16 protein-coding genes and 1 tRNA gene are annotated in these 18,369 nt (G+C 38.3%); 1 reads left to right on the top strand and 16 read right to left on the bottom strand.

Going from position 1 to position 18,369, the window contains the following annotated elements:
- Nucleotides 1-57: 57 nt before the first annotated feature.
- The 14 genes from CD152_RS03450 to zapA all read right to left on the bottom strand — a co-directional run bounded on the left by CD152_RS03450 (nucleotide 58) and on the right by zapA (nucleotide 13,389).
- Nucleotides 58-131 (bottom strand) — tRNA-Arg (locus tag CD152_RS03450).
- Nucleotides 132-293: 162 nt separating this feature from the next.
- Entirely contained in the window at nucleotides 294-794 is a 501-nt protein-coding gene (locus CD152_RS03445; RefSeq protein WP_103214403.1) for a metallophosphoesterase family protein, read from the bottom strand.
- An 11-nt stretch (nucleotides 795-805) separates the two neighbouring features.
- Entirely contained in the window at nucleotides 806-1,381 is a 576-nt protein-coding gene (locus tag CD152_RS03440) for an XTP/dITP diphosphatase (RefSeq protein WP_103214402.1), read from the bottom strand.
- The gene (gene racE / locus CD152_RS03435) at nucleotides 1,378-2,184 is read right to left on the bottom strand and encodes a glutamate racemase (RefSeq protein WP_103214401.1); all 807 of its coding nucleotides are present in this window, start codon (nucleotides 2,182-2,184) and stop codon (nucleotides 1,378-1,380) included. The genes CD152_RS03440 and racE overlap by 4 nt, the downstream gene beginning before the upstream one ends.
- Nucleotides 2,159-2,614, bottom strand: coding sequence for a MarR family winged helix-turn-helix transcriptional regulator (locus CD152_RS03430; RefSeq protein ID WP_103214400.1), 456 nt, complete (start codon nucleotides 2,612-2,614; stop codon nucleotides 2,159-2,161). Before CD152_RS03430 ends, racE begins: the two co-directional genes overlap by 26 nt.
- A 138-nt stretch (nucleotides 2,615-2,752) precedes the next feature.
- Complete coding sequence (sdhB, locus tag CD152_RS03425; protein WP_012657222.1) at nucleotides 2,753-3,517, bottom strand: succinate dehydrogenase iron-sulfur subunit; 765 nt, start codon at nucleotides 3,515-3,517, stop codon at nucleotides 2,753-2,755.
- Between the two features lie 2 nt (nucleotides 3,518-3,519).
- Nucleotides 3,520-5,283, bottom strand: a complete 1,764-nt coding sequence (gene sdhA, locus CD152_RS03420; RefSeq protein ID WP_012657223.1) for a succinate dehydrogenase flavoprotein subunit — start codon at nucleotides 5,281-5,283, stop codon at nucleotides 3,520-3,522.
- A 30-nt stretch (nucleotides 5,284-5,313) separates the two neighbouring features.
- Nucleotides 5,314-5,925 carry a succinate dehydrogenase cytochrome b558 subunit gene (locus CD152_RS03415; protein WP_012657224.1) on the bottom strand — a complete coding sequence of 204 codons (612 nt, stop codon included), beginning with the start codon at nucleotides 5,923-5,925 and terminating at the stop codon, nucleotides 5,314-5,316.
- Between the two features lie 201 nt (nucleotides 5,926-6,126).
- Nucleotides 6,127-7,911, bottom strand: coding sequence for an excinuclease ABC subunit UvrC (gene uvrC, locus CD152_RS03410; RefSeq protein WP_041636057.1), 1,785 nt, complete (start codon nucleotides 7,909-7,911; stop codon nucleotides 6,127-6,129).
- A gap of 72 nt (nucleotides 7,912-7,983) precedes the next feature.
- On the bottom strand, nucleotides 7,984-8,298 hold the full coding sequence (trxA, locus tag CD152_RS03405; RefSeq protein ID WP_012657226.1) for a thioredoxin: 315 nt from the start codon (nucleotides 8,296-8,298) through the stop codon (nucleotides 7,984-7,986).
- A 186-nt stretch (nucleotides 8,299-8,484) separates the two neighbouring features.
- The gene (locus CD152_RS03400) at nucleotides 8,485-10,821 is read right to left on the bottom strand and encodes an endonuclease MutS2 (protein ID WP_169926152.1); all 2,337 of its coding nucleotides are present in this window, start codon (nucleotides 10,819-10,821) and stop codon (nucleotides 8,485-8,487) included.
- A gap of 4 nt (nucleotides 10,822-10,825) precedes the next feature.
- Nucleotides 10,826-12,529 carry a DNA polymerase/3'-5' exonuclease PolX gene (gene polX / locus CD152_RS03395; protein ID WP_232237499.1) on the bottom strand — a complete coding sequence of 568 codons (1,704 nt, stop codon included), beginning with the start codon at nucleotides 12,527-12,529 and terminating at the stop codon, nucleotides 10,826-10,828.
- Between the two features lie 52 nt (nucleotides 12,530-12,581).
- Nucleotides 12,582-13,124: a CvpA family protein gene (locus CD152_RS03390; protein WP_012657229.1), complete on the bottom strand. Its 543-nt coding sequence runs from the start codon at nucleotides 13,122-13,124 to the stop codon at nucleotides 12,582-12,584.
- Nucleotides 13,117-13,389 carry a cell division protein ZapA gene (gene zapA, locus CD152_RS03385; RefSeq protein WP_041636060.1) on the bottom strand — a complete coding sequence of 91 codons (273 nt, stop codon included), beginning with the start codon at nucleotides 13,387-13,389 and terminating at the stop codon, nucleotides 13,117-13,119. Before zapA ends, CD152_RS03390 begins: the two co-directional genes overlap by 8 nt.
- Nucleotides 13,390-13,488: 99 nt before the next feature.
- Here zapA and rnhC point away from each other — a divergent pair, with 99 nt between their 5' ends.
- Nucleotides 13,489-14,430, top strand: a complete 942-nt coding sequence (rnhC, locus tag CD152_RS03380; RefSeq protein WP_012657230.1) for a ribonuclease HIII — start codon at nucleotides 13,489-13,491, stop codon at nucleotides 14,428-14,430.
- A 23-nt stretch (nucleotides 14,431-14,453) separates the two neighbouring features.
- Here rnhC and pheT read toward each other — a convergent pair whose 3' ends face one another.
- Together pheT and pheS are read right to left on the bottom strand one after the other, a co-directional pair.
- Nucleotides 14,454-16,853, bottom strand: coding sequence for a phenylalanine--tRNA ligase subunit beta (gene pheT, locus CD152_RS03375; protein WP_103214397.1), 2,400 nt, complete (start codon nucleotides 16,851-16,853; stop codon nucleotides 14,454-14,456).
- On the bottom strand, nucleotides 16,840-17,910 hold the full coding sequence (pheS, locus tag CD152_RS03370) for a phenylalanine--tRNA ligase subunit alpha (protein ID WP_012657232.1): 1,071 nt from the start codon (nucleotides 17,908-17,910) through the stop codon (nucleotides 16,840-16,842). The genes pheT and pheS overlap by 14 nt, the downstream gene beginning before the upstream one ends.
- Nucleotides 17,911-18,369 lie beyond the last annotated feature (459 nt).

Raw genomic sequence — 18,369 nt, 5'->3', positions numbered from 1 at the left:
TTTTCTATAGCGTTCTTTTTGATTTTTGAGAGAACATCTAAGTTCTCATCTCATTAGCGTCCTGGGAGGGATTCGAACCCCCGACCGACGGCTTAGAAGGCCGTTGCTCTATCCAGCTGAGCTACCAGGACAATATTTAACACAAGATTAATTATAATCAACTTTAAGAGGTAAAGTCAACAACAATCAGAAAATAAATTGACTAATAATCACATCAATAATTTCTAATTACACTATAAAAAGATAAATACATTATAAAGCAGAGTCCTATCAAAGCACTCTGCCTTACTGTTCTACAATAAAATGATTTCTTTATCTACAATTTCATGATTCTGATTATAATACGTTATCATCTGATTCTCTTCTTCAACCGTAAATACTGCGTACGTCTCCGTGTCCTCGCTTCTTGACTGAGCGATTGACCCAGGGTTGATACATACAACACCTTGTACTGTTTCAATATGCTTGACGTGAGTATGTCCGTAGAAAGCAAGATTACAATTTGCTTCAGCTGCTGCTTCTGCAAGTTTCATTCGACTTCTACCAACATTATAAAGATGCCCGTGTGTTACAAAGGCATTTATATGCTGCATCTGTATTCGAGTAGAAGATTTGAATTGGTGACCATAATCACAGTTGCCTGCGACTCTGATATACGGCTTTAATTCAGGGTCACTATAATCAAATTCAGAATCACCGAGATGGATAAATATACCTGCATCGTCATGGACCGATACGATATCTGTCAAAATGTCTCTCTTACGATGATTATCACTTACGATTACCCACTTCATACGAACACCCCTTATATGATTTGTGAATCAAGTAATTGTTCAATTGCTTTGCCACGATGTGAGATTCTTGCTTTTTCTTCACCTGTAAGCTCAGCTGTTGTTTTCCCGAGGTCTGGAACATAGAAGATTGGATCATATCCAAAGCCCTTATTTCCACGACGTTCAGTCAGTAATTCACCTTCAACTTCACCTCTGAAAGTCTTCGTTGGTTCCCCAGGGATGCTCACTGCGATCACACATACAAAACGTGCTTTTCGATTATTCTGGCCTTCCATATGTTTTAATACGAGGTCTAGATTTGATTCATCTGTCGCACCTTCTCCAGAATAACGTGCTGAGTATACTCCAGGTGCATTATTCAACGCCTCTACTTCTAATCCCGAGTCATCACTTATGACAATCTTGTTCAGTAATTGACAGGCATGTTCTGACTTTAATGCTGCATTCTCTTCAAATGTCGTTCCGGTCTCTTCAACATCAAAATCTTTTATTAATTCTTTAATTCCAATCACTTTATGTGATTTAAAAATATGCTTAAAGTCATTGATCTTTCCTTTGTTTCCAGTAGCAATTACGATTTCTTTCATATATCCTCCAATTGTATTGATTCGACATGTATATCCGGATCTTTCAACCATTCTTTTGCAATCTCAGTAAAATGTTCTGCATCACCATTAACAAAGAAACGGTGTGCTACAGTAGCAGGCTGCGTCACATGAATATTTCTAAACGTAAGAAGCGCACTCACCTCACGCGCTGTTTCTAGTCCTGATGAAATCACTTTCTTCTGATTATCGAAAAATCGATTGATATATTCCTGCAACAACGGATAATGTGTGCAACCGAGAATTACAGTATCACTTTTATGCGTCTTGAATTCCTGCAAAACCCGAGAGATAATTCGCATACTTTCTGCTTCATCCTTATATCTTCTACTTTCTACTAATGGTACAAATTCCGGACAACTTTTCCCAGCGACTTCTATATGAGGATTAATCATATGTATCTTCTCTTTATATGCATGCGAGCGAATTGTTCCTTCTGTTCCCAGCACAAGCACGTGATTATTCTCCGTTGTCATAATCGCTGTTCTGGCCCCAGGTTCAATGACACCGATAATCGGTATGTTAAATGTCGCACGCAACGACTCAAGCGCAGCTGCAGTGGCAGTATTACAAGCAATGACCAGCATCTTTATATGTTTGTTTATAAGGAACTCTGCCAATTGTATTGTGAATCGTCTTACTTCCTCTTGTGTACGCGGACCATAAGGACAACGCGCCTCATCGCCAAGATAGTAGATTGTTTCATTTGGAAGCTGTCTCATAATTTCTTTCGCTACAGTTAATCCACCAACGCCTGAATCAATTACTCCTATCGCTTGATTCAATACGTTCACCTTCTTCTGTTTCTTTATATAAAGCATGGATATGCTTGTAGTAATCTTTAACACTGTATTCGGACGCTTTAATGAGTGACTGCAGATAACGCTGGCGTTTAATAATGACATCATCAATAAGCTGCTGTCCACGATCCGTTAGATGAATATTTACTTTACGTTTATCCTCATCCTCCTTTTTGCGCATAGCAAACTCTTTCTGAACGAGCTGATCCACTAGTTCTGATGTAGAAGATATAGCGAGATTCAGATGTTTAGATAATGCGCCAATCGTCATCGCGTCCGTCTCTTTAATCCACTGAACAGCTATAAACTGGACATCAGAGATGTTATACGCTATCAATTCTTGCCGACCTTCATTCTTGATGATGTCTGCAAGTCTCCTAAGTTCATATTCTAAAGCAATAATATCCTGGTTCATAGGCGTCTCCTTTTACATATATACTCTTATCATAACAAATAATTACCCTAAATTTCAGTAAATATATAATTCAAATATATTATTTTTAAAAAAATAGCTTTCAGAAATTTAAATTTCTGAAAGCTATCATCTTACAAATTATTGAACTTGATGGTCAGAACCAAAGAATGATTTGAACATCTGGAATGTTGTTTCACGGTTCATTGCCGCGATAGATGTTGTTAAAGGAATACCTTTAGGGCATGCTGTCACACAGTTTTGTGAGTTTCCACATTCAGCAAGACCACCTTCTCCCATCAGTGCGTGGAGTCTCTCATCCTTGTTCATACTTCCTGTTGGATGTAAGTTAAACAAACGTACCTGAGAAATTGGCTGAGCACCCATAAACTTAGAATTTTTGTTCACGTTAGGACATACTTCTAAGCAGACACCACACGTCATACATTTCGATAATTCATATGCAGTTTGACGTTTCTTTTCTGGCATACGTGGCCCGGCACCTAAGTCGTATGTGCCGTCAATCGGTATCCAAGCTTTTACACGTTTCAAGTTGTCGAACATCTTCGTACGGTCAACTTGTAAGTCACGAATCACTGGGAATGTTGCCATCGGTTCTAAACGAATCGGCTGCTCCAGCGTATCAATAATCGCTGAACATGATTGACGTGCTTTCCCATTGATCACCATGGAGCATGCGCCACACACTTCCTCAAGACAGTTCATATCCCAGGTTACCGGCGTTGTCTTTTCACCTTTGTCATTAATTGGGTTACGCTGAATTTCCATCAATGCAGCGATCACATTCATATTCGGGCGATAAGGAATCACGAAAGTTTCATCATAAGGTGCACTATTTGCATCTTTTTGACGTTTAATAATCAGTTTGATTGATTTTTCAGCCATGATTATTTACCTCCTTTACTTGATTTAGAGTAGTCACGAACACGTGGTGGGATTAAAGATACGTCCACTGGCTCATATGAAAATTCTGGCGCTTCTTTCGGGCCATTGTACTTCGCCATCGTTGTCTTTAACCACTCTTCATCGTTACGCTCAGGGAATTCCGGTTTATAATGGGCACCACGAGATTCATTACGATTATATGCACCAATGGTCATGACACGTGCTAACACCAACATATTCCAAAGCTGGCGCGTAAAGAAGACAGCCTGGTTGCTCCACAATGCTGTATCCTCCATATCAATATCATGATAACGTTCCATAAGCTCAACGATCTTCTTATCCGTTTCAAGCAGACGATCGTTATGACGCACTACAGTAACGTTGGCCGTCATGATTTCTCCAAGTTCCTTGTGCAGTTTATATGCATTCTCAGTTCCTTTCATATTCAGCAATGCATCAAAGCGTTTCTGTTCTTTTTCAACATGCTGCGTATAAATTTCTTCTGATACGTCTTCATATGATTTCTCTAGACCTTTAATATATTTAATTGCGTTAGGTCCGGCAACCATACCACCGTAAATTGCAGATAGTAATGAGTTCGCACCTAAACGGTTCCCCCCGTGCTGTGAGTAATCACATTCACCCGCTGCAAATAAGCCAGGAATATTTGTCATCTGATCGTAGTCGACCCATAATCCACCCATTGAGTAATGTACTGCCGGGAAGATCTTCATTGGCACTTTGCGTGGGTCATCACCTGTAAATTTCTCATAAATTTCAATGATACCACCAAGTTTAACATCCAGTTCATGCGCATCCTTATGTGATAGATCAAGGTATACCATATTTTCACCGTTAATACCAAGCTTCTGATTCACGCATACGTCAAAGATTTCACGCGTTGCGATATCACGAGGTACTAAGTTACCATAGTCCGGGTATTTTTCTTCTAAGAAGTACCAAGGTTTACCATCTTTATACGTCCATACACGTCCCCCTTCACCACGCGCTGATTCACTCATCAGACGTAGTTTATCGTCTCCAGGAATCGCTGTAGGATGAATCTGGATGAACTCACCGTTTGCATAGATTGCGCCTTGCTGATAGACAACAGATGCTGCTGAACCTGTATTGATCATAGAGTTTGTAGATTTACCGAAGATGATACCAGGACCACCTGTCGCCATGATTACAGCATCAGATTTAAATGACTGAATTTCAGATGTTGTTAAGTTCTGTGCAATGATACCACGCGCAGCACCTTCATCATCAATAACCGCACCAAGGAATTCCCATCCTTCATACTTAGTAACTAAACCTTCTACTTCAAATTTACGTACTTGCTCATCTAATGCATATAATAACTGCTGCCCAGTTGTCGCACCTGCATATGCAGTACGGTGGTGTAAAGTACCACCGAAACGACGAAAATCAAGCAATCCTTCAGGTGTTCTGTTGAACATCACACCCATACGGTCTAATAAATGAATGATTCCTGGTGCCGCTTCTGTCATTGCTTTAACTGGAGGCTGATTCGCTAAGAAATCTCCTCCATATACAGTATCGTCAAAGTGAATATATGGTGAGTCACCTTCACCTTTTGTATTAACTGCTCCATTAATCCCACCTTGTGCACAAACAGAGTGTGAACGTTTCACTGGTACAAGTGAGAATAGATCAACTGGTGTACCTGATTCCGCCGCTTTAATTGTTGCCATAAGACCGGCTAGTCCCCCACCGACAACGATAACGTTACTTTTTGCCATTGATATGTCACTCCCCTAAATATCTATAAATTATACGAATGCGAATAACGCTCTTAAACCGATAAACGTAACGACGATAAACACTAATAATGACACGTATGCCATAGCGTTCTGTGATTTCTGAGATTGTGTAATACCCCAGCTCACTGCAAATGACCATAGTCCATTAGCAAAATGGAAGATTACGCTTACAATTCCAATTACATACAAGATTAACGTAATCGGATTGCTGAATAAATCTGCCATCATATCATAATTAACATGATGCCCTAGTGCTGCCTGAACACGCGTCTGCCAAACGTGTACCGCGATAAAGATAAACGCGATAACTCCTGTTATACGCTGTAATAAAAACATCCAGTTACGGAAAGTAGAATAACGCTGTACATTATTCTTTGCAGTAAAAGCAATGAAAATACCATAAATTGCATGGAATAGAATCGGTAAATAGATTACCAACGTTTCTAATGCAATCTTAAATGGTAAATTCCACATAAAGTCAGAAGCTTTATTGAAACTTTCTGGCCCTGCTACTGCAAAATGGTTGATGACTAAATGCTGAATTAAAAAGACACCTAGCGGAATTACACCAAGTAATGAATGTAGTCTGCGTAGTGCAAAAGATTTGTCTGATCTTGCCAAGTGAGGTCCCCCCTATAAACTATTAGTAATTTCACAAATTCAATAATACGCCTCTTATGTTTCGAAATCAAGAAACCGATTACATTTAGTATTAAAAAAAGTTTGTGAAATCAATTATTGTCCTTATTGTATCATTTATTCATACATTTTGGGTCATGAAAATGATTCTCAATTAAGTGATTTCACAAACATTTATAACTATTATTCAAGATTTAATTTCGTCTTTATTTCAATTGCAAGCTTCTCCGGTAGTCCAGCAGCTCTAATTTCTTCAACTGAAGCTTCTTTAATACGTTTAACAGAGCCAAAATGCTTCATCAATTTCTGCTTACGTTTTGGACCCATACCTTCTATTTCATCAAGTTGCGAAGATAGTCCTGTCTTACGTCTAGTATTGCGATGAAAACTGATTGCAAAGCGATGCACTTCATCCTGGATACGCTGTAGTAAATAGAAGCTCTGACTCTTCTTATTCAGTGGAATGATATTAAAATCATCACCATAGATGAGTTCACTTGTCATATGTTTATCATTTTTCTTAAGACCTGCAACAGGAATATCAAGATTAAGCTCATTGATAAGAACATCCTGAACACTCGTCATATGGCCCTTCCCACCATCGACGATAATCAAGTCTGGTAACGGCAGATTTTCTTTAAGGACTCTCGTGTAACGACGTCGTACAACTTCTCGCATACTTGCATAATCATCTGGTCCGGACACCGTCTTAATCTTATACTTACGATAATCACGTTTACTTGGTCTGCCATCAACAAAAGTAATCATCGCCGCAACGGGATCCACACCTTGAATATTCGAGTTATCGAAAGCTTCAATTCTAATCGGTGTTTCAATGCCCATTGCATTCCCAAGCTCTTCTATTGCTTTTATCGTTCTGGATTCATCACGCTCGATTATGTCAAATTTATTTGCCAATGCAATTGTCGCATTTTTCACTGCCAGGTCGACCATCTCTTTTTTCTTGCCTTTTTTAGGCTGAATCACTTTAGTATCTACAACTGAGCGGACCATCTCTATATCCAGTCCAAGAGGTATATGCACTTCACCTGGCAATATATTCTCTTCTAATTGATAGAACTGTCCGATAAAATTATAAAAGTGACTCTTCGCGTCATCCATCAGCGGAATCATCTGCACTTTACGTTCAATCAAGTTTCCTTGACGAATAAAGAATACTTGCACACACATCCAGCCTTTATCTACATTGAAACCGAATATATCACGTGTTGTCATATCACTGGTCATCATCTTCTGTTTAAACATCAACGATTCGATATGTTGTATAAGATCCCGATATTCTTTTGCCTCTTCAAACTCAAGATTTTCTGCTTTCTCATTCATCTTCTCTTTAAGTTCTTCGACAATGGTCGTATCCTGTCCGTTTAAAAAATTAGTAACAATCTGTATGTATCTCTGATATTCTGCTTGATCAACATCATACACGCATGGACCGAGGCACTGACCGATATGGTAATATAGACACAATTTATCAGGCAGGTGTGTGCATTTTCTAAACGGTATAATTCTATCCAGCAGCTTCTTCGTTTCATGAGCAGCATAGGCATTTGGATACGGACCGAAATATTTTCCGCTATTTTTCTTTACTGTTCTTGTAACAAGAAGTCTCGGATGCTTTTCATTTGTAATCTTGATAAATGGGTAACTCTTATCATCTTTCAGTAAGATATTATATCTTGGATAGTGCTTTTTAATGAGTGTCAGTTCGAGCAGTAATGACTCAATCTCTGTACTTGTCACAATATATTCAAAGTCACGTATTTCCATTACAAGACGCGTCGTCTTCTCATCGTGACTCCCCGTAAAATAACTGCGTACACGATTTCTTAAGTTCTTTGCCTTGCCGACATAGATGACTTGGTTATTCCTGTCTTTCATCAAGTAACATCCCGGTTCAGATGGTAATACGGATAATTTATTCTTTATTTGTATTTCATAATCTTCCACGACATTCACCACACATTCATTCGGTCATAAAAAAAGGGCAGAGACTATAGTCCCGCCCGCAAGTATTATTGATTAGTAATGTTTCGCAAGCACAGCTTGTAATTGTTCTTTAGGTTGGAACCCTACAACTTTGTCTACTGCTTGACCATCTTTAAATACGATTAAAGTTGGGATGCTCATCACTTCAAATTTAGCTGCTGTTGCCTGGTTTTCATCAACGTCAACTTTAACGATGTTTGCTTTACCTTCGATGTCTTTCGCTAAATCTTCTAATACAGGTGCGATCATTTTACAAGGCCCACACCAAGGTGCCCAGAAGTCTACTAAAGTCACACCTTCTTTAATATTATCTTCAAAGTTACTATCTGTTGCATTAATTAAAGCCATAAATTATTCCTCCATATCTATTCTGTTTATAAAAGGAGTATATCAAATAAATATCTGATGGTCATTCCTTTTGCTCATTTATTAAACTACAAATAAATAAATGATGCCACCTAAAAGCATCAGTACTGAAATTACAATCAGCACCTTTGCGAGCTTATACATATCGAAATTATCCATAGCTCCTCCTTACTTCAGTTCAACCACTGTAACACCGAATCCACCTTCTGAAGGTGTACCTCCACGGAAACTTGATACAGCTTTTGAACGTCTTAAATATTGTTGCACTCCTTTTTGAAGGGCACCCGTACCTTTACCATGAATGATCGTCACCTGTTCATAATTACTGAGAAGCGCCTGATCCAGATATTGTTCTAGTTTTATTAGTGCGTCTTCATAGCGTTCACCGCGCAGGTCCAGTTCCATCTTAATTGTCTGACGATTACTTCGCGGTACTACACGAATCTTATCCTCTTTAGGCGGTGCTTCTTTTTCGAGTTCATCAAGCGGTAGTTTCATCTTGATAATTCCCATCTGTACAATTGCTTCCTTGCCATCTACATCAAGGATGACTCCTTTTTGACCGTAACTTAACACTTTTACGTGATCACCTTTTTCTATCACTTCATTCTTCGTTGATTTTTTATCTGCTTTAATCTTTGTTTCATGATACATTTCACCGAGTTTTGAACGTTTTTCAATCAATTCGTTTTCTTTTATATCTGCATTTGATTTTAAGTTACGTAATGTTTTTAATAGTTCATCCGCTTCTTTTTCAGCATCTTTAACAATCTTATTCGCATCTTGTTTCGCACGTTCAATTAAGTTTTCTTTCTGTGCTAGATAACTGTCAAAATTCTTCTTTAAGTCACTATGCAATGACTGAACTTCTAACTTCAGCTGTTCGGTGAAGATGCGATCATCTTCCATCTGCTTTGCATTACTTTCTAAGCTTTTGATCATATTATCTATCTCAACATCATCCATTTGAATCATTTGTCGTGCATGCTTTATGATCGAAGGACTCAGTCCTAACTTCTTCGCGATATCAAACGCATTACTTTTACCTGGTACCCCCATCAGTAAACGATAAGTTGGACTTAATGTTTCAATGTCAAACTCCACGCTCGCATTCATAACATGCTCACGATTATAACTATAAGCTTTAAGTTCTGGATAATGTGTTGTCGCCATCGTCATAACGTTCTGCTCGAGACATCTATCTAATATACTCATCGCCAGTGCCGCACCTTCACTTGGATCTGTTCCTGCACCAAGTTCATCAAACATAACGAAACTGTTACTTGTCATCTCTTTTAATATCGATACAATATTTGTCATATGGCTTGAGAACGTTGAAAGTGACTGCTCAATTGACTGTTCATCACCGATATCACAGAATACTTCGTCGAAAACGCTGATTGTTGCCCCTTCTGCTGCAGGTATCATCATACCGCTTTGTGTCATCAAGATAATCAGGCCGGTTGTTTTTAATGTTACTGTCTTACCACCTGTATTGGGTCCAGTTATGATGACGGTCTGTGTATCACCGATAAAACTGATATTATTTTTTACGACCGTATCAGCCGGTAATAACGGATGCCAGGCGCCTGGTAGATCTACAGTACGCGCATTTACAACATTCGGCATAACCATCTTGTTACGATTTCCATATTTCGCTTTAGCCATAAGTACGTCTAAATCAGATAACACATCCGTCGAATATGTCAGTGCATTATCATATTCTGCGACTTCATTCGTCAGTTCATACAGAATACGCTCAACTTCTTCTTGCTCACGATGTGTTACTGCACTGAGTTCAGTCGATAACTGGACAATGCTATTTGGTTCAATATAAAATGTCTGTCCGCTACTTGAAGTATCATGAACAATACCGGGAAAATCCTGCTTATATTCACTACGTACCGGAATTACTTGTCGTCCATTACGGATCGTCACAATCGCATCTGATAGCTTCTTCTGGTTATTCGAGCTGCGAACGATGCTTTCTAATCGTTCTTTTATACGACGGTTGATACGGTTCATCTCTTGACGAATCTCCGAGAGTTTCGGTGATGCATGATCAAACAATGTTGTTTCGTCACACTTAGACTGTATACTTTCAGCAAGTTCCGTCACTTGAGGCAGTTGTTGAAACTTGTGATACATCACCGGAATTTCTAGTTCACGTTCTTCATACAAGTTTGCGATATATGTTTTATAACGGTTGACGACTTTAATATTGTTCTTAATTTTATTTAATTCAACAACCGAAAGTACTGATCCGATTACTGCACGGCGTACGAGCGACTGAATATCGCTCAGCATACTCATACCAGGTTCTGTTTGTGTCATTTCTATTAGACGTGCTTCTTCAAGCTGTGCAAGCATGCTATCTATTTCAGCTTTGTCGCTGATAGGTTGTGTCATCCTCACTTTTTTGCTTGAAAGTTCATTTTGAGTAAATGCGTCAACACGCTCAATAATTTTGTTATATTCTAATATATTTAATGCTTTTTTATTCATATAATTACTTCCCATTCTGTATCCAAGATTTAAAATCCTTACGTGGTAAAGTGTTTATTACCTGTTCTTTTTTCACATAGCCTTTTATTGCTGTACTCACACCATATTTCATTAAATCAAGCTGATCGATTGCATGCGCGTCTGTGTTGATCACAAGTTTAATATCTGGATATTGCTTTAATACGTCGCTCGATAAATCAAGGCGCATCGGATGTGCATTGATTTCAAGGATGGTATTTGTCTTCTGTGCAGTTTCGATGAGTTTCGGCATGTTTACATGATAACCATTACGGCGACCAATCAACCTTCCCGTTGGATGAGCAATATGTCTAATGTATGGATTATTACAGGCATTGATCAGGCGTTTCATAATCTCATCTTCACTTTGATTCAACGACTGATGAATAGCACCAATACAATAGTCAAGCTGTGCTAGCACATCATTGCTATAATCCATTTCGCCATCTGCTAATATATCCATCTCAACACCTGAATAAATATCAATTTCTGGATATTGTGCATCCAATGCTTTTACCCGTGCATGCTGTTCTAATAAACGTTCTTCTGACAATCCATTTGCAACATATAAACTTTTTGAATGATCCGTAATCATCATATATTCGTACCCTTTAGCGATACATGCTTCAATCATCTGTTCTAACGTATGCGCACCATCACTATATGTAGTATGCATATGAATATCACCACGGATGTCTTCGGGCTGAATCACCTCATCAAATTCTTTAAATTCAAATTCGGAACCGTCCTGACGCATTTCAGGTGGAATAAAAGTTTGATTAAAATGTTGATAAATTTCAGCTTCTGATTGCATCTGAATCAGATTTCCATCATCAGTTGTAATGCCATATTCGCTTATCTTTTCATTTCTTTCCTTTGCAAGCTGACGAATTCTAATGTTGTGTTCCTTGCTCCCAGTGAAATGCTGCAACATATGCGCATAGCCGGCGGAATCTGTAAACCCGAAATCAACCGTCGTAATTAAATCTTCTCTTTCAGCCTGTACCGTGACTTTCTCAACCCCAGCGAGTTCGACCTTTTTAATAAAGGGTAATTTCGTTAACTGTACTTTTACATTTTCACGATCACTTGTTTCAACAATATAGTCAATATCTTTAGAAAATTCATTTCGGCGTCTAAAGCTGCCCGTCACACTGAAACGAGCGATTTCATCAATTTGAGCAAGCGCTGCATCAATCATCTGTGTAAACTGATGCACTTGATAAATACTCAATCTCTCTGTCATCGTTAGCATTTCCTCTATACCTGAAAGTATGTTCTCTTCAGACTTTTTACCGAATCCCGCAAGTGCACTGATTTCATTATTCAGACATGCTGCTTTTAATTCATCGACAGTTGTAATTCCAAGTGCACCATTGATCTTCACAATCTTTTTAGCACCTAGATTACGAATCTTCAGCATCTGTATGAGCCCTTCAGGAATTTGTTCCTTCAATGATTTAAGTAAAGATGATTCATGGTGAGCTCTAATATCTTCCAACACTTCAGCGACGCCTTTACCGATGCCTTTAAGTTGTGTGAAATCAGCTATTGCATTAATATCACCTTCAAATGCCTCTAAGTTCGCTGCCGCTTTACGATATGCAGAAACTTTGAATGGATTCTCAGCCGAAAGTTCAAGTAGTGTTGCAATGCGTTCCAACTGCTTTATATAATCTTTCTTTGTAATATTCATAATACCCTCCAAAATAAAAGCCATAGACAAGTAGCCTATGACTTCATTAAATGATAAACCCTGCATATTCAAACAAATGTTTCGCAAAATTACTTAATATCGGGGTATGGTTCGCAATTAAATTTGCAATAATGCTTTCTTCTAACTTCGTTTGTATCGCGGTTATCGGAATCATCGACAATAGAAATAGCACAATAAATACGAGAAGATGCGACTCAATAAATCCTAATATCGCTCCAAACAAATGATTGAACTGTTTAAGTAATGGTAACTGTGCAATATAATCAAAAACAGTTGCGATAAATTGAAGGATTACCTTACTCAATAAAAATAATATTACAAAACTTACAACATTATAAAATGTCATTTCATTGGTAATCATATTCAAAAACTTTGACTCATAGTTCCCTTCTGTCGATGGAAACGGGATCATAAGCACGAGTTTTTGTGCCAGGTCCTTATAAAATAGCTGTGCAATAATGAACGATCCGAGTGTGCCGATTAAATGTAGTGATTGTAAGATCAATCCTCTTCTAAAACCGATAATCGTTCCTAGACACAAAAAGAATATCAATAAAATATTAATCATGACTGTTATTACCCTCTAGACGATTCAACTTATCTAACAGTAAATCGTGTTCTTCCTTTAGTTTCACATAATCATCCATCACGTTAACTGCTGCAAGCACAGCCTTTCGTGAAGTGTCGAGACCTGCATTATACTTAGCAATCTCCCGAATACGTTCATCAACAAGACTCGCAACGTGACGGATGTGGCTCGGCTCTTCTTCGCCGAGGATAGTATAGAATTGATCATATATATTTACAGTAATACGATTCTTAAACTCTCCCATATCAACACTCCGACATCGTTATTTATTTTAGTTTATGTTAACATTTTTATATGATAATTAACAATAAAAACATACTAATATGTTAGAAAGCAGGCTGAAATGACCAATAAAGTTTACCTATTAACTGATGAACAATCAAAAAAGATAGAACATGTATTACCTACATCTGATACGACGAATCTTCCACAAGGTACGAAATATCGAACAAAAATATCCGGACACACAGTCACATTATACAACTCTAATAAACTGATGATCCAAGGTGCAGATAGTGAAGTAATCGGTGAACAAATTCTTTCTAAAGCTGGTATTCAACTCACTCAGCAACTTCCAGATAGTAATTCTACCTCTAAGCATAACGTATCCATTGAAAGTATCCAGTATGATAACTACAACTGTATCGGTAGCGATGAAGCAGGTTCTGGGGACTACTTCGGACCGATGACCGTTGTCGCGAGCTATGTATCAAAGAAAAATGCTGAAATTCTGAAAGTGCTTGGTGTCATGGATTCTAAGAATCTCAAGGACAGACAAATTATAGAACTTGCAGAACAAATCATCCCGATAATTCCACATTCACTGCTCGTCCTAGATAACATCAAATATAATGAACGTAAACAGATGGGCTGGTCACAAGTTAAGATGAAAGCGGTGCTGCATAATGAAGCGATTAAAAACGTTCTGAACAAAATAGAAGAACCTGTTGATTACATTGTAATCGACCAGTTTGCAGTTCAAGGTGTATATGAAAATTATGCACTCGGTGCAATACCTGAGCGAAATAAAACTAAATTCGAAACGAAAGGTGAATCTAAAGCGATTGCCATCGCCGCAAGCTCCATTATTGCAAGATATGCGTTTGTAAAACATTTCGAACAAATAATTAAAGAGACCGGCATCTCAATCACAAAAGGAGCAGGCGCTAAAGTAGATGTCGAAGCTGCAAAAATTATTAAACTTAGAGGCATTGATTATTTAGATACGATAACGAAAAAAGACTTTAAAAATAGAGAAAAAGCATTGAAGCTCATAAAAAAATAAGCTGACGATTGTCAGCCTATTTTTTATCCTCTAAGTTTAGCGCCCATTGACTCTAATCTTTCAATAACCGCATCATATATCGGTTTAATTTCTTCATCTGTCAGTGTCTGTTCCGGATTCAGGAATTCCATTCGAATCGCTACTGATTTCTTATCTTGTGCAATATGCTCACCTTCGTATACGTCGAATACTTCAGCTGACTTCAAGTACTTAGAATCTACTTTAAGAATCTCTGCAATCAGGTCACCCGTATCTTGTTTACGTTCTACTTCCAGTGAAATGTCACGGCTTGTTCCCGGGAACTTCGGAATCATACTGTAGATAATCTGACCTTGATTAATGGAAAGTAAGGCATTTAAGTCTAATTCAAATACATAAGTTTCTTTTAGATCATTCTCTTTTTCAACTGTCGGATGCAATTGACCAATGATGCCGATTTTCGTCTCATTCACGTAGATATCTGCACTACGACCAGGATGTAACATTGGCTCATCACTTCTAACGTAACGGAACGCTAGACCTAATCTTTCACTTATCGCCTCCACTATTCCTTTCACATGGAAAAAGTCAACGTGTTCCTTTTTCCCTTGATGCATCGTTGGTGTGACAAGTCCAGTAATAATCCCAGCAACATGTTCTTCTTCTGAAGGTAATAAGTCTTCTTGTTTAAAGAATGTATTGCCAATTTCATAGAACGCGACATCTTTCATTTGACGTGCATTATTATAGCTTACGACGTCAATTAAGTGAGGCAATAATGACTGACGTAGCACCGCATGATCTTCGCTCATTGGCATTAAGAGTGCTGTCGTTTCAGCTTCTTTTAGTGCGAATTGTTTTGATTTTTCATTTGAGACAAGTGCATAGGTGATTGCCTGATTTAATCCTAACCCTTGAAGCAATGCCTTCACTGCGCGACGTTTCGCCTGATAATCCGTCAGTCCTACTTGTTTGTTCGTCTTTGTTTCTGGTAATGTGGCAGGCAGTGCGTCATAACCATAAATACGCGCAACTTCTTCAACTAAATCTTCTTTAATAGTAATGTCACCACGACGAGAAGGTACGATGACATTGAATGAATCACCATCCACTTTTGTTTCAAAGCCAAGACGTTCGAATATATTTTTAATTTCGGTATTAGAGATATCAAATCCAATAAGCTGATTAATATCATCCGTTGTAATTTGCACATTCGTTGTAAATTGTGGTAATGTCCCAGCTGAAGCAATACCACTTAAAACTTCCCCTTGTGCATTTTCCTGCAGGAGATATGCTGCACGGTCTAATGCATCAAGCACAAATTCTGCTGCAACACCTTTTTCGAAGCGACTTGATGATTCAGAGCGCAAGTTCAGACGGTTGGCAGTTTTACGTATGTTTAGCGGTGCAAACATTGCAGACTCAATCAATACATTCACTGTACTGTCCGTTACTTCAGAGAAATCTCCTCCCATCACCCCAGCAAGCGCTACTGGCGTTGTACCGTTTGTAATCACGATATCTTCTGCAGTTAATGCGCGCTCCTTATCATCTAATGTTGTCATCTTTTCACCATCAGTTGCTGGACGAACTTTAATTGTTGTGCTGCCAATCTTATCATAATCAAACATATGCAGCGGCTGTCCATATTCCAGCATAACGTAATTCGATACATCAACCACGTTATTAATCGGGCGGATACCCGCTTTAATTAAGCGGCCTTGAATATGTGCAGGTGAAGGTCCGATCTTTACATTCTTCACGATACGTGCAGCATAATACGGTGATAACGTCGCATCTTCAATTTCAATACTGATTAAGTCTGCTACTTGTTCAATCGTTTCATTAATATTCGATTCAGGTAGCTTCAATGGTTCTTCATATAATGCACTTGTCTCAAACGCAGAACCAATCATGCTCATACAGTCGCTTCTATTAGGTGTTAGACCGAATTCCATAACAGCATCATCTAGCGATAATGCAGCAAGTGCATCTGTACCTGGCGCGATAGCTTCTTCAAATACGTATATCCCTTTTTCGTACGCTTCTGGAATCAAGTTTGAAGAGATACCTAGTTCACCTAATGAACAAATCATACCGTTAGATTCTACTCCGCGTAATTTCGCTTTTTTTATCTTAATGCCACCTGGCAGACGTCCCCCAGGTAAGCAGACGATTACTGTCTGACCAGTTGCGACGTTCGGTGCACCACAGACAATTTGTTTCACTTCTTCGCCAACATTCACCTGGCAGACATTTAATTTATCTGCATCAGGATGCTTCTCGATCGATTCTACATGTCCAACCACTAAGTCCTTAATATCTTTTCTATAATCAATAATTTCTTCAATCTCAATTCCGCTTCTTGTAATCTTCTCAGCAAGTGCTTCTACCGGAACATCAACTTTTACATATTCATCTAACCATTCTTTACTTACTAACATTCGGTTCTCCTCCATCTTCTAAACGTAAAAACTGACGAATAAATCTTAGATCATTCGTATAGAAATGACGAATATCTTCAATACCATACTTTAACATTGCGATACGATCTGGTCCCATACCGAATGCGAATCCAGAATATTTATTAGAATCAAAACCAGCCATCTCTAAAACATTCGGATGTACCATACCGGCACCGAGAATTTCAATCCATCCTGTCCCTTTACAAACGTTGCAGCCTTTACCTTTACATTTGAAGCATGAAATATCCACTTCTACAGAAGGCTCAGTAAACGGGAAGAAACTTGGACGCAGACGAATCTCACGATCTTCACCGAACATCTTCTTCGCAAAGTATTCAAGTGTTCCTTTAAGGTCGCTCATTTTAATATTCTCATCAACAACTAATCCTTCGATTTGTGTAAACTGATGTGAATGCGTCGCATCATCAGAATCACGACGGTAGACTTTACCTGGACAAATAATCTTTACCGGCCCTTCACCATTACGTGATTCCAACGTACGAGCTTGAACAGGAGATGTATGCGTACGCATTAATACTTCTTCAGAAATGTAGAAACTATCCTGCATATCACGCGCAGGGTGAGATTTTGGAAGATTTAACGCTTCAAAGTTATAATGATCGCTTTCTACTTCGAAACCTTCTACAATTTCATAGCCCAAACCGATGAATAAATCTTCAATATCCTCAACGATACGGTCGAGCGGATGACTGCTCCCTGGACTTAACTTTTTACCTGGTAACGTAATATCAATCGTTTCACTTTGAAGACGTTTGTTCACAAGTTCCGCTTCAATACGTGCTTCAACTTCTGCAATTGCACTTTCTACAGTTTGCTTGGCATCATTAACAAGCTGACCAAACATCGGTTTCTCTTCGTTTGGCAGAGATTTCATCTCTTTCATCAGCCCAGTGATCACACCTTTTTTACCGATGTAAGAAACTTTGATATCTTGTAATGCTTTCTTATCTGTAATCTGACTAACTTTGTCCACTGCCTCAGACTTTAACGCCTGTAATCTTTCTTTAAGTTCCATGTTCTTCCTCCTTAATTTTAAACAATAAAAAAAGCCTTCGCTCCCTATACAAGGGACGAAAGACTCCGCGGTACCACCCAAATTTGCGCATATGCACACAGCTCATTAAGCGATAACGGAACAACCGGTCTAACTTCTTATTAGACTGCCTGTCAGCTGAAAAGATAGGTATGTGATGATTTCACTCTCACCAATGTGAAACTCTCTTAACAACACATATGTATCCCGACTGATAAAACGGCGATGTATTTCATTATTTTTATTATATAAAATGTAAACACTTTATTCAAGCCCATAGGTCATAGTATATATACATCCAAACAATATATCAGGAAAACTTTAAGCAAAAAATATAGATAAAAATTGTCATATGTATTATCATTTATATTAAGTACCTTATTATTATTTATTATACTAAAATATATTAACTAAGGAGTCTTATCATGAAAAATAAAAAAT

The sequence above is a fragment of the Macrococcoides caseolyticum genome, assembly GCF_002902665.1.
Taxonomy (GTDB): Bacteria; Bacillota; Bacilli; order Staphylococcales; family Staphylococcaceae; genus Macrococcoides; species Macrococcoides caseolyticum.
This window is presented reverse-complemented; position numbering and strand designations above follow the sequence as displayed.

Excerpts from the sequence above, each read along its gene's own strand:
- CD152_RS03445 (WP_103214403.1), bottom strand. The coding sequence starts at position 794 with ATGAAGTGGGTAATCGTAAGTGATAATCATCGTAAGAGAGACATTTTG.
- CD152_RS03440 (WP_103214402.1), bottom strand. The coding sequence starts at position 1,381 with ATGAAAGAAATCGTAATTGCTACTGGAAACAAAGGAAAGATCAATGAC.
- CD152_RS03430 (WP_103214400.1), bottom strand. The coding sequence starts at position 2,614 with ATGAACCAGGATATTATTGCTTTAGAATATGAACTTAGGAGACTTGCA.
- sdhB (WP_012657222.1), bottom strand. The coding sequence starts at position 3,517 with ATGGCTGAAAAATCAATCAAACTGATTATTAAACGTCAAAAAGATGCA.
- sdhA (WP_012657223.1), bottom strand. The coding sequence starts at position 5,283 with ATGGCAAAAAGTAACGTTATCGTTGTCGGTGGGGGACTAGCCGGTCTT.
- trxA (WP_012657226.1), bottom strand. The coding sequence starts at position 8,298 with ATGGCTTTAATTAATGCAACAGATAGTAACTTTGAAGATAATATTAAA.
- CD152_RS03400 (WP_169926152.1), bottom strand. The coding sequence starts at position 10,821 with ATGAATAAAAAAGCATTAAATATATTAGAATATAACAAAATTATTGAG.
- CD152_RS03390 (WP_012657229.1), bottom strand. The coding sequence starts at position 13,124 with ATGATTAATATTTTATTGATATTCTTTTTGTGTCTAGGAACGATTATC.
- zapA (WP_041636060.1), bottom strand. The coding sequence starts at position 13,389 with ATGGGAGAGTTTAAGAATCGTATTACTGTAAATATATATGATCAATTC.
- rnhC (WP_012657230.1), top strand. The coding sequence starts at position 13,489 with ATGACCAATAAAGTTTACCTATTAACTGATGAACAATCAAAAAAGATA.
- pheT (WP_103214397.1), bottom strand. The coding sequence starts at position 16,853 with ATGTTAGTAAGTAAAGAATGGTTAGATGAATATGTAAAAGTTGATGTT.
- pheS (WP_012657232.1), bottom strand. The coding sequence starts at position 17,910 with ATGGAACTTAAAGAAAGATTACAGGCGTTAAAGTCTGAGGCAGTGGAC.